Here is a 13674-nt window from a genome sequence, read left to right as displayed (position 1 = left end):
CGACGATGCTGACTTGGCTTACGGATTTCGCGGGTGTGTTCAGTCCGCTCAACCTGTTCCGGTATCTCACCTTCCGGACCATCGGAGCGACCGCAACCGCAGCCTTGTTCGTGTTTCTCTTCGGTCCCCGAATCATCGCGGCGCTGCGGCTGAAGCAGGGGAAGGGCCAGCCGATCCGGCTCGACGGACCCGCCTCGCACCTTCTCACCAAGAAAGGCACGCCCACCATGGGCGGCCTGATGATTCTATCAGGGCTCGTCTTCTCGACCCTGCTCTGGGCCAACCTGCGGAGCCCCTATGTCTGGGTGGTCCTGCTGGTGACGCTCGGCTTCGGCATGATCGGCTTCTACGACGATCTTTTGAAGGTGACGAAACAGACCCACAAGGGGTTCTCGGGCCGCATGCGGCTCGGGCTCGAGACGTTGATCGCGGCCGTCGCGGTCTGGGTCATGATGAAGGTTGGGCCGGCCAGCACGACCGGCCTCGCCTTGCCGTTTTTCAACGGTTACGTGGCTGATCTCGGCATGTTTTTCGTGGTCTTCGGCGCCTTCGTGATCGTCTCGTCCGGCAATGCCGTGAACCTGACCGATGGCCTTGATGGACTGGCGATCGTTCCCGTCATGGTGGCGGCCGCGACCTTCGGGCTGATCGCCTATTTCGCCGGCAACTTCCTGTTCGCGACCTATCTCGGCATCAACCATGTGCCCCAGACCGGCGAGTTGGCGGTGGTGGCCGGGGCGGTGATCGGGGCCGGCATCGGCTTTTTGTGGTTCAACGCGCCACCGGCCCAGATCTTCATGGGCGACACAGGATCGCTGGCGCTCGGCGGCCTGATCGGAACGATCGCGGTCGCGGTCAAGCACGAGGTCGTGCTTTGCATCGTCGGCGGCCTCTTCGTGCTCGAAGCCCTCTCGGTGATCGTCCAGGTCGCCTCGTTTAAGATGACCGGACGCCGCGTGTTCCGCATGGCGCCGATCCATCATCATTTCGAACAGCTCGGCTGGTCGGAATCGCAGATCGTGATCCGGTTCTGGATCATCGCCTTCATGCTCGCCCTCATCGGCCTCTCGACCCTGAAGGTGCGCTGAGTATGACGCCCGTCACGGCCTTCGCGGATCAGCATCTCGCCTTGTTCGGGCTTGGCGGCTCGGGCCTTGCGACGGCCGAAGCGCTGTTGGCGGGTGGCGCGCAGGTGACAGCCTGGGACGATTCGGAGACCTCGCGCGAGGCCGCGCGGACGCGCGGCATAAAGGTGGCGGACCTCCGCGACGCGGATTGGTCCGGTTTTTCGGCGCTCGTGCTGGCGCCAGGGGTTCCGCTGACCCATCCCGAGCCGCATTGGACCGCAACGCTGGCGCAGGCCGCAGGCCTTCCGGTGATCGGCGACATCGAATTGTTCTGCCGCGAGCGCGCCAAAGTCGCGCCGGATGCGCCGCTCATCGCCATCACGGGCACCAACGGCAAATCGACCACGACGGCATTGATCGCGCATCTCTGCCGCTCAGCGGGTTGGGACACGCAGATGGGCGGCAATATCGGCGTGCCGGTTCTGGCGCTCGATCCGCCCGCGAACAACCGCGTCCATGTGCTTGAATTGTCGAGCTTTCAGATCGATCTCGCGCCGAGCCTGCATGCCTCTGTCGGGATCCTTCTCAATCTCACGCCGGATCACATCGATCGCCATGGCACGATGGAGAATTACGCCGCCATCAAGGAGCGTCTTGTGGCATCCTCCGATCGGGCTTTGGTCGGTGTCGACGACCCCCATTCGGCGGCCATCGCGGCGCGGGTCAAAGCAAGTGGCATCACGCTCACCACGATCTCGGTCGCGGGTCGGCCGGCGGATGTCACGCTCGACGGCACGCGGCTGATGCGGAACCACGACACACTCGCCGATCTTGCCGGTGTTGCGACATTGCGCGGCCGCCATAATGCGCAGAACGCCGCTGTCGCCATCGTCGCCGTGCAGGCCGTCGCTTCGATGCAGCCCGCGAGCCAACCGATCGATGTTCCGAAAGCGCTGCACGGCTTCGGAGGTCTTCCGCACCGGATGGAGCAGGTTGGGCAGCGCGGACACGTGCTGTTCGTCAATGACTCGAAAGCCACCAATGCGGATGCGGCCGAGCAGTCGCTCAAGTCGTTCGATCCTGTTTTCTGGATCGTCGGCGGCGTCGCCAAGGAGGGCGGCCTCGCCCCGCTCGCGCCTGTCTTCGGCCGTGTCGCCAAAGCTTATCTGATCGGGACGTCCAGCGCGGCCTTTGCGGCCGAACTCGATGGGCATGTCGAGGTCGAAGACTGCGGCACCCTCGATGTCGCCGTGGCGGCGGCGGCGCGCGACGCGGCACGTTCGGACGCGGCCGAGCCGGTCGTGTTGCTGGCCCCCGCTTGCGCGTCTTACGACCAGTTCAAAAATTTCGAGCAACGGGGCACGCGCTTCCGAGAGCTCGTCGAGGCGCTGCCTGCCTCGCTCGCAGGTCAGGCTGAGGAGAAGTCCCGTGATCTCACGCGCTGAAAACTCGCGTCTCGCCAACTGGTGGTGGACGGTCGATCGCTGGCTTCTCGGCGCTCTCGGTTTGCTGATGATCCTCGGTATCGTGCTAGCGATGGCGGGCAGCCCCGCGGTCGCGGAACGGCTCGGACTGTCGACATTCTACTTCGTGCGCCATCAAGCGATGTTCATGCTGCCGGCCGCCGCCTTGCTGATCGCGACGTCATTCCTGTCGCCGCGCGACACACGCCGCGCCGCCCTGCTTCTGTTCGTGGTCGGCATGGGTCTGATCATCGTAGCCCTCATGTTCGGACACGAGGTGAAGGGGTCGAGGCGTTGGATCTTCGGCATCCAGCCCTCCGAATTCGTCAAGCCCGCCTTCGTGATCCTGGCCGCATGGGCGTTTTCGGAAGGCGCGCGGCGGCGCGACGTGCCCGGCAACCTGCTGGCCCTGCTGCTCCTGCCGATCACGGTCGTTCCCTTGATCCTGCAGCCGGATTTCGGGCAGACGATGCTGCTCTCGATCGTGTGGGCGACTCTCTTCTTCATGGCGGGGCTGCATCTGTTCTGGGTCGTCGGCCTCGGCGGCGCCGGTGCCGCCAGCGTGTTCCTGGCCTATAAGCTCGTGCCGCATGTGCGCGACCGCATTCTTCACTTCGTCGATCCGAGCAATGGCCCCGGCGCCAGCGACACGTTCCAGGTCGATACCGCGATGGAAAGCTTCGCGTCGGGCTCCTGGCTCGGCAAGGGACCGGGCGAAGGCATTTACAAGCGCGTGCTGCCCGACGCCCATACCGACTTTATCTTTGCGGTCACGGGCGAGGAATTCGGCCTGTTATTCTGCATCGCGCTGGCCGGCCTCTTCGCCTTCATCGTCTTGCGCGGCCTGCTCCTGGCCGACCGAAACGACGACCCATTCTGCCGGTTCGCCGCTGCCGGCCTCGTGGTGCTCTTCGGGGTGCAGAGCTGCATCAACATGGCGGTCAACCTTCACCTGATGCCCGCCAAGGGCATGACGCTGCCGTTCATCTCCTATGGTGGATCATCGCTCATCAGCTTGGCGGTCGGCATGGGATTTCTGATCGCGGTGACGCGGAAGCGTCCACGCGCCGCCGTGCTCGACGGCATCGGAGACAAGATCTGATGGCGGTGCGGATCAAGACACAGCGCCACAACGGTCCGGTCCTGGTCGCGGCTGGCGGCACCGGCGGGCATCTGTTCCCGGCCGAGGCGCTGAGCCGCGCTCTGGGGCAGCGCAACATTCCGGTGGAACTCGTCACCGACACCCGCGCGCTCGCTTATGCCGACACTTTCCCGGCCGATGCGATCCATGCGGTCCGCGCCGCAACGCCGACCGGCGGCTCCGCCCTGTCCAAGGTCAATGCGATGCTGACCTTGGGGCGAGGCTCGTTGCAGGCCCGCGCTCTGCTCGGACGCATCAACCCGTGTGTTGTGGTGGGCTTCGGCGGCTATCCGACGGTGCCGCCGATGGTGGCCGCGCTATCGCGGCGCATCCCCGTGATCCTGCACGAGCAGAATGCCGTGATCGGGCGCGCCAACGCCTTTCTGGCACGCGGCGCCACCGCGATCGCGACGGGCTTCGAGACCCTTGGGCGCGCCTCGGCCGGCGTGCTCGCCAAGGCGACCCACACGGGTAATCCCGTTCGGCCCGCCGTTCTAGCCGCCGCCGCTAGCCCCTACCCCGGGTTTGCGGATGGCATGCTGCGGATCCTCGTGACGGGCGGCTCGCAAGGGGCGCGTGTCATGTCGGATGTGGTGCCGTCCGCCATCGCGCTTCTCGATGACAGCAGCCGACAGCGGCTCATCGTCGTGCAGCAGGCCCGCGGCGAAGACGAAGCCCGTGTCCGCGCCGTTTATCGGGAGGCCGGCGTGCAGGCCGAAGTGGCTCCGTTCTTTGCAGACTTGCCGGCCCGCATAGGCGCCGCGCATCTCGTCATCGCGCGAGCCGGTGCGTCCACGGTCAGCGAACTCGCGGTGATCGGCCGCCCCTCGATCCTCGTGCCATTCCCCCACGCGCTCGATCAGGACCAGGCCGCGAACGCGCAGATCCTGCAGCGCACCGGCGCGGCCTTGGTGGTCCGCCAATCGGCCTTCACGCCGGACGCGCTGGCGCGTGAACTGAACCGCATTCTCGCCAGTCCCGCCGAAATTCTCGCCCCGCAAGCCGCACAGGCCAAACGTGCCGGGTTGCCGGATGCCGCCGAGCGCCTCGCCGATCTCGTCCTCACGATTGCCGGTGTCACGGCCCATGATGCCGCCGCAAGCGACATCGCCTCTCTTCAAGGAAGCCTCGTCCGATGAAACTGCCGCGCGAACTCGGCCCTATCCACTTCGTCGGGATCGGCGGCATCGGCATGTCGGGCATCGCCGAGGTGCTGGCCAACCTCGGCTACAAGGTCCAGGGCTCGGATGCGTCCGAGAGCGCCAACGTTCAGCGCCTCCGTGACAAAGGGATCACGATCAGCATCGGCCATGATGCGAAGAACCTCGGCGATGCCGAGGTCGTGGTGGTCTCGACGGCGATCCGCCGCGACAATCCCGAGCTGACGGCCGCACGCGAGCGCCGTCTTCCCGTGGTGCGTCGCGCCGAGATGCTGGCCGAACTGATGCGCCTCAAGACCTGCGTCGCCATCGCGGGTACGCATGGGAAAACCACCACGACCTCGCTGGTCGCGACCTTGCTCGATGCGGGCGGGTTCGACCCGACCGTCATCAACGGCGGCATCATCAATGCCTATGGCACCAATGCGCGCCTCGGCGATGGCGACTGGATGGTGGTGGAGGCCGACGAGAGCGACGGCACCTTCCTGAAATTGCCGGCCGATGTCGCGATCGTGACCAATATCGATCCCGAGCATCTCGATCACTTCAAGACGTTCGATGCCATAAAGGCTGCCTTCTTTACGCTGGTCGAGAACCTGCCGTTTTATGGCTTCGCGGTCATGTGTCTCGACCATCCGATCGTGCAGGAGCTGGTGGGCCGCATCGAGGACCGGCGCGTCATCACCTACGGCGAAAACCCGCAAGCCGACGTGCGGCTGCTCGATGTCGATCTGACCGGCGGCGTGTCGCGGTTCAACGTCCTGATCCGCGATCGCAAGACAAACGGCGCCACCTATATCGAGAACGTCGTGATGCCCATGCCGGGCCATCACAATGCGCTGAACGCGACGGCCGCTATCGCAGTGGCCTATGAATTGAAGATGCCGATCGACTTGATCCGCAAAGCTCTGGCGAATTTCGGTGGCGTCAAGCGCCGCTTCACCCGCACGGGCGAATGGAACGGCGCGGAAATCTTCGACGATTACGGCCACCACCCGGTCGAAATCACGGCGGTGCTGAAAGCGGCTCGTGCCTCGACCAAAAACCAGGTCATCGCCATCGTGCAGCCGCATCGCTATTCGCGGCTGCAGGCGCTGTTCAGCGATTTCGCAACCTGCTTCAACGATGCCGATGCGGTCATCGTGGCGGATGTCTACGCGGCCGGGGAGGTTCCGATCGAGGGCGTCGACAAAGCCGGTCTCGTCGCCGCCATCAAGGCGCACGGCCATCGCAACGTCATGCCCCTGCCCTCTCCCGCCGACCTGCCGCGCCTCGTACGCGATCTCGCCAAGCCGGGCGATTACGTCGTTTGTCTCGGTGCCGGCAACATCACGCAATGGGCGAACGCGCTGCCCCAGCAACTCGCGGCCGACGCTTGATGCAGGAGGCCGACCTCCGCGCGCTGCTTCCCGACCTGCGCGGGCGGTTGAGCTTCGGCGACAAACTGGGCGCCATGACCTGGTTCCGCGTCGGGGGACCAGCCGACATGCTGTTCGTGCCGGCCGACGAGGACGACCTCGCCTACGCGCTGGCCCGCATCCCGCCCGAGGTTCCGGTGACGGTCGTCGGGCTCGGCTCCAACCTCATCGTGCGGGACGGCGGCATCAGGGGGCTCGTGGTGCGGCTCGGCAAAGGATTTGGCGCGATCACGGTCGAGCCTGACCAACGCCTGCGGGCCGGAACGGGCGCGCCGGACGTGAAAGTCGCGCGCGCGGCAGCCGATGCGGGCATCGACGGGCTGGCGTTTTTTCGCGGCATTCCCGGTTCGATCGGTGGCGCACTCCGCATGAATGCCGGGGCCCATGGCGGCGAGACCACGGATGCTTTGATCGAAGCGCGAGGCGTCGACCGGTCGGGAACGATCCGGACCTTCGGCCATGCCGACATGGGCTTTTCGTATCGCCACTCCGACGCGCCGGATGACGTGATCTTCACCCAGGCTGTCTTCCAGGGCCGACCGGGAGAAAGCGCCGTCATCCTGGCCGAAATGGATCGCATTACGGCGGCGCGCGAGGCGTCGCAACCGATCCGTGAAAAGACCGGCGGCTCGACCTTTGCCAATCCGCCGGGCCACAAGGCTTGGCAATTGATCGACGCGGCAGGCTGCCGGGGTCTCGTGCGCGGCGACGCGCAGGTCTCCGAGATGCATTGCAACTTCCTGATCAACCGCGGCACAGCCACGGCGGCCGATATCGAGGGGCTCGGTGAAGAGGTGCGCACCCGCGTTCTCGAGACGAGCGGCGTGTCGCTGCGCTGGGAGATCAAACGGATCGGGGTTGCGGCATGAGGCGGACCGCCGCCTTGGGCTCGAACGAGAAAGTAGATCGATGACAAAGCACGTCGCTGTTCTGATGGGTGGCTGGTCGGCCGAGCGCGAGGTGTCGCTGCGCTCAGGGGCGGCCTGCGGCGCCGCGCTCGAAAGCGTCGGCTATCGCGTGACCCCCATCGACGTCGACCGCGACATCGGCGCGACGCTGGCGGCGATGCGACCGGATGTGGCCTTCAACGCCTTGCACGGCCGTGTCGGCGAGGATGGGACGATCCAGGGCATTCTGGAGATCCTTCGCATTCCCTATACGCATTCCGGCGTTTTGGCGTCGGCCATCGCGATGCAGAAGGACAAAGCCAAGATCATGTTCACGGCCGCGGGGGTCCCGGTCGCGCATGGCATGTTGGTCAATCGATTCGAAGCGGCCCGCGAACATGTCCTGCCGCCGCCCTATGTCATCAAACCCGTTAACGAAGGCTCGTCTGTCGGGGTCATCATCGTTCATGAGGGACGAAGCCATCCGCCGCAGGAACTCGGCCGTCCGGATTGGACCTTCGGCGACACCCTGCTGGCCGAAACTTTCGTTGCGGGACGGGAGCTTACCTGTGCCGTGATGGGTGATCGCGCCCTCGGCGTGATCGACATCGTTTCCAACACCGGCGAGTTCTACGACTACGATGCCAAATATGCCAAAGGCGGGTCCACCCACGTCTTTCCGGCAAATCTTAAACAAAATATTTACCAACATGTCCAAGAGTTGGCGCTCAGGGCTCATCGGGCTCTCGGATGCCGCGGCGTGAGTCGCACCGATTTCCGCTACGACGACCGACCCGAGGGCACGGGGGAGTTGATCGCGCTGGAAGTCAACACGCAGCCCGGGATGACCGAGACCTCCCTGGTTCCCGAGCTTGCAGCACATGCCGGCTTATCATTTGGTGAGCTTGTCCGATGGATGGTGGAGGACGCCTCCTTAGATCGTTAACGGAAAGCAGCGCGGGGCTGTTCGCCCTGTCGCGCCCGCGTTTTGCTGGCTTGCCGGACAGCTTCGACAACGGTCCCGTCCAGTTCCGCAACAACACGCGCCGCCGGTCCCGTGCCCCCAAGGGGTTTCATCTTCCGGCGCTGCTTCCTCGGACGACCCGGGGCGGCGTCGGCATCGCGCTGACGATCGCGCTCTTCGCTGCGACCGGCCTTTATGGCGCCGTGCGCGGTGGCCAATATCAGGCCTTCGTCGCGGCCAATGGATCCCCGCTCGACGTCGCCGCCAAACTGGTCGGCTTTCCGATCGACGCCATCACGATCTCGGGCATCAAGGAACTCGACCAGACCGAGATCCTCAAGGCCGCCGCGATCGATCCGAGCCACTCGTTGCTGTTTCTCGACGCTGCCAGCGTGCGCGAGCGCCTTCGTGCCCTGCCGCTCGTTCGCAACGCGGTCGTGACCAAGCTGTTTCCCGACCGTCTGACCATCGCGATCGACGAACGCGATCCCGTCGCGCTGTGGCAGATCAACGGCCATCTCTCGATCGTGTCGGCCGATGGGGTCGTGATCGACGATGTGCACGACGACCGTTTTCTGACGCTGCCCTTCGTGGTCGGCGAGGGCGCCAACGGGCGCGTGTCCGAATTCCTGGCGCTGCTCGACGCAGCCGGCGACCTGCGGAGCCGTATTCTCGCGGGTGTCCTGGTCGGCGAGCGCCGCTGGACCCTGAAGATGGATAGCGGCATCGAGGTCGCCCTCCCCGAGACGGGAGCCGCGGAGGCGATGGCCCGGCTCGCCCTCTTGCAGAAGCAATCAAAGCTTCTCGACAAGGATCTCGTCTCGGTCGATCTCCGGGACCCGGAACGAATCACCGCCCGCTTGTCCGACGATGCGGCTGCCGCTCGCGTCGACATGCTCGCCAAACGACCAAAACGGAAGGTGATCCCCGAATGATGCCGCCGCGCATGCGTCCCATCTCGACACGGAAAAGCGCAGTTCTCTGCGTGCTCGATGTGGGAACCTCGAAGGTCGCTTGCCTGATCGCCAAGCTCGTGCCGGCGGAGCCCTCCGACATGCTGCGCGGACGCACACATCGGTGCCGTATCCTCGGCATCGGCCATCAGCGCTCGCGCGGCATCAAGGGTGGCGCGGTGATCGATATGGACGAAGCCGAAAGCGCCATTCGGCTCGCGGTCGACGCGGCCGAGCGGATGGCCGGCGTCGAGGTCAGCAGCGTCATCGTCACGACGACGGGTGGCCGCCTGTCGTCGCAACATTACAGCGCCAAGGTCACGATCGGCGGCAAGGCGGTCTCCGATTACGATGTTCATCGCGTGCTCGAAGCCAGCACGACGACAGCGCGGCAAGGCCGGGCGGTGTTGCATTCGCTGCCGAACGGCTTCTCGCTCGATGAAACGCGCGGCATCCGCGATCCCAAAGGCATGATGGGCGACGAACTCGGCGCCGAGATGCATGTGATCGGTTGCGATGCGGCCGCGGCCCGCAATCTCATGCTGGCGATCGAGCGCTGCCACCTGACGATCGAGGCCCTGGTCGCGACCCCCTATGCGGCCGGCCTGTCGGCCTTGGTCGACGACGAGGCCGAACTCGGCGTCGCGCTTATCGACATGGGCGGCGGCACCACATCGACGGGCGTGTTCGCGGGCGGCAACCTCGCCCATGTCGATGCCATCGCGGTGGGCGGCAACCACGTCACGATGGATATCGCGCGCGGCCTGACGACCCGGCTGACCGATGCCGAACGCTTGAAGACGCTGTATGGCACCGCGATCTCGTCGGCCTCCGACGAACGCGAAACCTTCGCGGTCGCGCATGTGGGCGACGACCCGGATCAGCCGACTCATCTGCCGAAGTCGCATCTCGTGCGGATCATCCGGCCGCGCGTCGAGGAGATCCTGGAACTCGTCCGCGATCGTCTGAAAGACGCCGGTTTCGCAGCCCATGCGGGCCGTCGGCTCGTTTTGACGGGGGGCGCTTGCCAATTGACGGGTGTCGCAGAAGCCGCACGTCGGATTATTTCGCCACAAGTGAGAATCGGGCGCCCTTTGGGTATTCAAGGATTGCCCGAATCAGCAAAGAATCCAGCATTCGCGGCGGCTGTCGGTTTGCTGATCTATCCGCAATTCGCTGGCATTGAGCATTTCGAACCCCGAGGGCAGGCACCGATGCAAGCCACTGGGACGGACGGCTACATGTCACGCGTCGGGCGGTGGTTGAAAGACAGTTTCTAAGAATTGCGAAAACGCGGGACGGCGGCTCCGCGTGATCGCACCGAGATGTTGGATATCCAGGGGACCCACGCGCAAGCGCCCCAAGCAATCGAGAGGCCACAAGCGATGACGATCAATCTCAAAGGACCGGAACTCCGGGAACTGAAGCCCCGCATCATGGTGTGCGGCATCGGCGGAGCCGGCGGTAACGCGGTCAACAACATGATCGTGTCCGGCCTGATCGGCGTCGACTTCATCGTGGCCAACACCGACGCGCAGGCGCTGACGAGTTCGAAAGCCGAGCGCATCATTCAGATGGGCCTGCAGGTGACCGAAGGCCTCGGCGCTGGCTCGCAGCCCGAAGTCGGCCGCGCCGCCGCGGAAGAAGCCATCGAGGAGATCCGCGATCATCTCGCCGGCGCCCATATGGTGTTCGTCACGGCCGGCATGGGTGGCGGCACCGGCACCGGAGCGGCCCCGGTCATCGCTCGCACGGCGCGCGACATGGGTATCCTGACGGTCGGTGTCGTCACCAAGCCGTTCCAGTTCGAAGGCCAGCGCCGCATGCGCGTCGCCGATGCCGGAATAACCGAACTGCAGAAAGCGGTCGATACGCTGATCTGCATCCCCAACCAGAACCTGTTCCGCGTCGCCAATGAGAAAACCACGTTCGCGGATGCGTTTTCCATGGCCGATCAGGTGCTCTATTCGGGCGTCGCCTGCATCACCGACCTGATGGTCAAGGAAGGTCTCATCAACCTCGACTTCGCCGACGTGCGCGCCATCATGCGCGAAATGGGCAAAGCCATGATGGGAACCGGCGAAGCCTCTGGCGACAAGCGCGCCATTATGGCGGCCGAAGCCGCCATCGCCAATCCGCTTCTCGACGAAGTCTCGATGAAGGGTGCGCGCGGCCTGCTGATCTCGATCACGGGCGGCAACGACCTGACGCTCTACGAGGTGGATGAAGCCGCCAGCCGCATCCGTCAGGAAGTCGACGACGACGCCAACATCATCCTCGGCGCGACCTTCGACTCGAACCTCGATGGCATCGTCCGCGTCTCGGTGGTTGCGACCGGCATCGACCAGCCGGTCGGATCCAAGGAGCTCATCGCCAGCGAAACCCGCATCGCCGAGGCCACTCAGCGCCTGCGTCAGCAAACCATCGCGCGCCCCGTCGAAACCAGCGCGGTTCGTTCGCTCGCTGCCCCCGAGCACGCTCAAGCCTATGACCAGGCGCCGCAGCAAGCCCAACTCGCTCAGCCCGCGCCGGCTCCCATCCACTACGCCCAGCCCGCCCCCGCCGCGATGTCGAACGATGTCGAGTTGATGCCGATCCAATCTAAGGCAAGCGTGTTCCAGCCCCAGGTGCCGATGCATCAGGAGCAGCCACGCGCCGAGCATGTCGACAATGGCCCGTATATTCCGCCGGCCCCCCAACAGGTGCAGCGCGCCCAGCGGATGCCGCAGGTGGAAGATCTGCCAATGCCGGTGCAGAACCAGATCCGGGCCCAGCGGAACGACCCGCAGGCCGAAGCCGTTCAAGCCGACACGAAGCGTCGCAGTCTGCTCGAGCGCCTCGCTTCCTTCGGCATGAGCCGTGGCGAGGAAGCAGCGCCTCCCGCCCGCCCGACGGCGCCGGCGCCCCGCGCCCAAGCCAACATGCCGGCTCCGCATTATGGCCAGCCTGCTCCGCAGCAGCAGGCCTATGCTCAACCGCGCGCTCAGCAGCCCGGCTCTGTGCATGCAGAATATGGCAAAAGGCCCGTCCCCGCCGCGCCGGCTCGCAACGCCCATGTCCCGGCCGATCAGCATGGCCGTCCGCTGCCCCACGCTCGCCCGAATGAGGACGACCAACTCGAAATTCCGGCTTTCCTGCGGCGGCAATCGAACTAATTCGTCGCTAAAAGCTGCAACAAATCTAAGCGCATTCCGTCTTCTCGGAGTGCGCTTAGGCTTATAAGCTCCTGTAATCGAACGGTTAACACGATCAAAAAGCATCGCCTTGTATTGTGTTACATCACGTAAAAAAGCGTGATTTGGCTAACCAAAGGCATCCGCGTAGTTTGGCTTCAACGAGACGCGGCGACATGAATCGAACCGCTCCCCGCAGCCAGATGATCGCTTCTTAGCGGTCGAGATTGCGGAGTTTCTGGGGAAGAACCGTGGCAACGGTCGGCTGCAAATAAGGCCTTCGGGCCAAGACACTTCCGGTGCGGGGCATGTTTGCCGACCAACCGGGAGATCTGGAGCAGGATAAGAATGAAACTGGGTAAGCAGACCACCCTTAGGAAGAGCACCGCCCTCGTGGGTGCTGGCGTTCATTCCAATGCTCCGGTGAGCCTTATCCTTCATCCCGCTTCCGCAAATTCAGGTATCGTCTTCATCCGAACCGGCCTTCCAGAAGGCGGCCAACGCCGTATCGAAGCGAAATGGTCCAAGGTATCGACCACGGAACTCTGCACTGTCATCGGTGACCCCTCGCGCGGAACCGTGGCGACCATCGAACATCTTCTCGCAGCCCTCTCCGGCCTCGGCGTCGACAACGTCCAGATCGAGATCGACGGGCCGGAAGTTCCGATCATGGATGGATCATCCGCCGCATTCGTGGCCGCCATCGACCGGGCCGGCATCAAGACCCTGACGGCGCCGCGCCGTTACATCAAGATTCTCAAGCCGATCCGCGTCGAGCAAGGTCGCTCTTTCTCGGAGCTGAGCCCGTCGGACGATGGCTTCCGCCTTGATGTCGAGATCGATTATGCCTGCGGCGTGATTGGTCGTCAGCAAAAGTCGATGATGCTGACCCCCGCGAGCTTTCGCGCCGAGATTTCCCGGGCCCGCACCTTCGGATCGATCAGCGATGTCGAACGGCTCTGGAAAATGGGTTTCGCACTCGGCTCCTCGCTCGAAAATTCCATTGCGGTGGATGGTGACCGCGTTCTGAATCCGGAAGGCCTCCGAAGCAGCGACGAGTTCGTGTCGCACAAGACGCTCGATGCGGTGGGCGATCTGGCTCTCGCCGGCGCACCGATCATCGGCACCTACCGGGCATTCTGCCCCGGCCACAAAATGAACTTTCTTGTCCTGAAGGCCATGTTCGCCGACCGCTCATCCTTCGAGATGATCGAAGCTCCGGTTCGGACCAAGAGCTTCTACCCAGATTTCGCGATGCCGGCGATGCCGGCTTTCGCCGAGATGAACTGAAGCCGTTTCGGTCTCGTTCGCTTCGGTCTCGAAGCTCTGTTGCATCTTTGCGCCTCTCCCTAAAAAAGCGCCGCCAAGGTCGGAACCGATTGGTTCTTGCCGTTTCTGGCCAGGATAGGCCATAATCACCCCTATAGTGATCGCAAGCCGAAGCTGGT

At 64.4% G+C, this 13674-nt stretch carries 11 protein-coding genes; all 11 read left to right on the top strand.

Translation table 11 applies throughout. The features are described from left to right. Positions 1-5 precede the first annotated feature (5 nt). The 11 genes from mraY to lpxC all read left to right on the top strand — a co-directional run bounded on the left by mraY (position 6) and on the right by lpxC (position 13516). Positions 6-1088: a phospho-N-acetylmuramoyl-pentapeptide-transferase gene (gene mraY, locus EY713_RS13765; protein ID WP_131115717.1), complete on the top strand. Its 1083-nt coding sequence runs from the start codon at positions 6-8 to the stop codon at positions 1086-1088. Between the two features lie 2 nt (positions 1089-1090). Then, positions 1091-2512, top strand: a complete 1422-nt coding sequence (gene murD / locus EY713_RS13760) for a UDP-N-acetylmuramoyl-L-alanine--D-glutamate ligase (protein WP_131115715.1) — start codon at positions 1091-1093, stop codon at positions 2510-2512. Then, positions 2496-3632: an FtsW/RodA/SpoVE family cell cycle protein gene (locus EY713_RS13755; RefSeq protein ID WP_131115713.1), complete on the top strand. Its 1137-nt coding sequence runs from the start codon at positions 2496-2498 to the stop codon at positions 3630-3632. The genes murD and EY713_RS13755 overlap by 17 nt, the downstream gene beginning before the upstream one ends. Next, positions 3632-4810 carry an undecaprenyldiphospho-muramoylpentapeptide beta-N-acetylglucosaminyltransferase gene (gene murG, locus EY713_RS13750; RefSeq protein ID WP_131115711.1) on the top strand — a complete coding sequence of 393 codons (1179 nt, stop codon included), beginning with the start codon at positions 3632-3634 and terminating at the stop codon, positions 4808-4810. The genes EY713_RS13755 and murG overlap by 1 nt, the downstream gene beginning before the upstream one ends. Continuing rightward, the gene (gene murC, locus EY713_RS13745) at positions 4807-6210 is read left to right on the top strand and encodes a UDP-N-acetylmuramate--L-alanine ligase (protein WP_131115709.1); all 1404 of its coding nucleotides are present in this window, start codon (positions 4807-4809) and stop codon (positions 6208-6210) included. The genes murG and murC overlap by 4 nt, the downstream gene beginning before the upstream one ends. Next, positions 6210-7118 (top strand): UDP-N-acetylmuramate dehydrogenase, encoded by a 909-nt coding sequence (gene murB / locus EY713_RS13740; protein WP_131115707.1) that lies wholly within the window; start codon positions 6210-6212, stop codon positions 7116-7118. Before murC ends, murB begins: the two co-directional genes overlap by 1 nt. A gap of 40 nt (positions 7119-7158) precedes the next feature. After that, positions 7159-8082 carry a D-alanine--D-alanine ligase gene (locus EY713_RS13735; RefSeq protein ID WP_131115705.1) on the top strand — a complete coding sequence of 308 codons (924 nt, stop codon included), beginning with the start codon at positions 7159-7161 and terminating at the stop codon, positions 8080-8082. Between the two features lie 50 nt (positions 8083-8132). Next, entirely contained in the window at positions 8133-9035 is a 903-nt protein-coding gene (locus EY713_RS13730) for a cell division protein FtsQ/DivIB (RefSeq protein WP_245572726.1), read from the top strand. Next, complete coding sequence (ftsA, locus tag EY713_RS13725; RefSeq protein WP_245572725.1) at positions 9032-10333, top strand: cell division protein FtsA; 1302 nt, start codon at positions 9032-9034, stop codon at positions 10331-10333. The genes EY713_RS13730 and ftsA overlap by 4 nt, the downstream gene beginning before the upstream one ends. A 105-nt stretch (positions 10334-10438) precedes the next feature. Continuing rightward, positions 10439-12208, top strand: a complete 1770-nt coding sequence (gene ftsZ, locus EY713_RS13720) for a cell division protein FtsZ (RefSeq protein ID WP_131115701.1) — start codon at positions 10439-10441, stop codon at positions 12206-12208. A gap of 366 nt (positions 12209-12574) precedes the next feature. After that, positions 12575-13516 (top strand): UDP-3-O-acyl-N-acetylglucosamine deacetylase, encoded by a 942-nt coding sequence (lpxC, locus tag EY713_RS13715; RefSeq protein ID WP_131115699.1) that lies wholly within the window; start codon positions 12575-12577, stop codon positions 13514-13516. Positions 13517-13674 lie beyond the last annotated feature (158 nt).

The organism is Lichenihabitans psoromatis, from assembly GCF_004323635.1.
Lineage (GTDB): Bacteria > Pseudomonadota > Alphaproteobacteria > Rhizobiales > Beijerinckiaceae > Lichenihabitans > Lichenihabitans psoromatis.
Note: the sequence above shows the minus strand (reverse complement) of the source record. Positions and strands in the feature narration are given on the sequence as shown.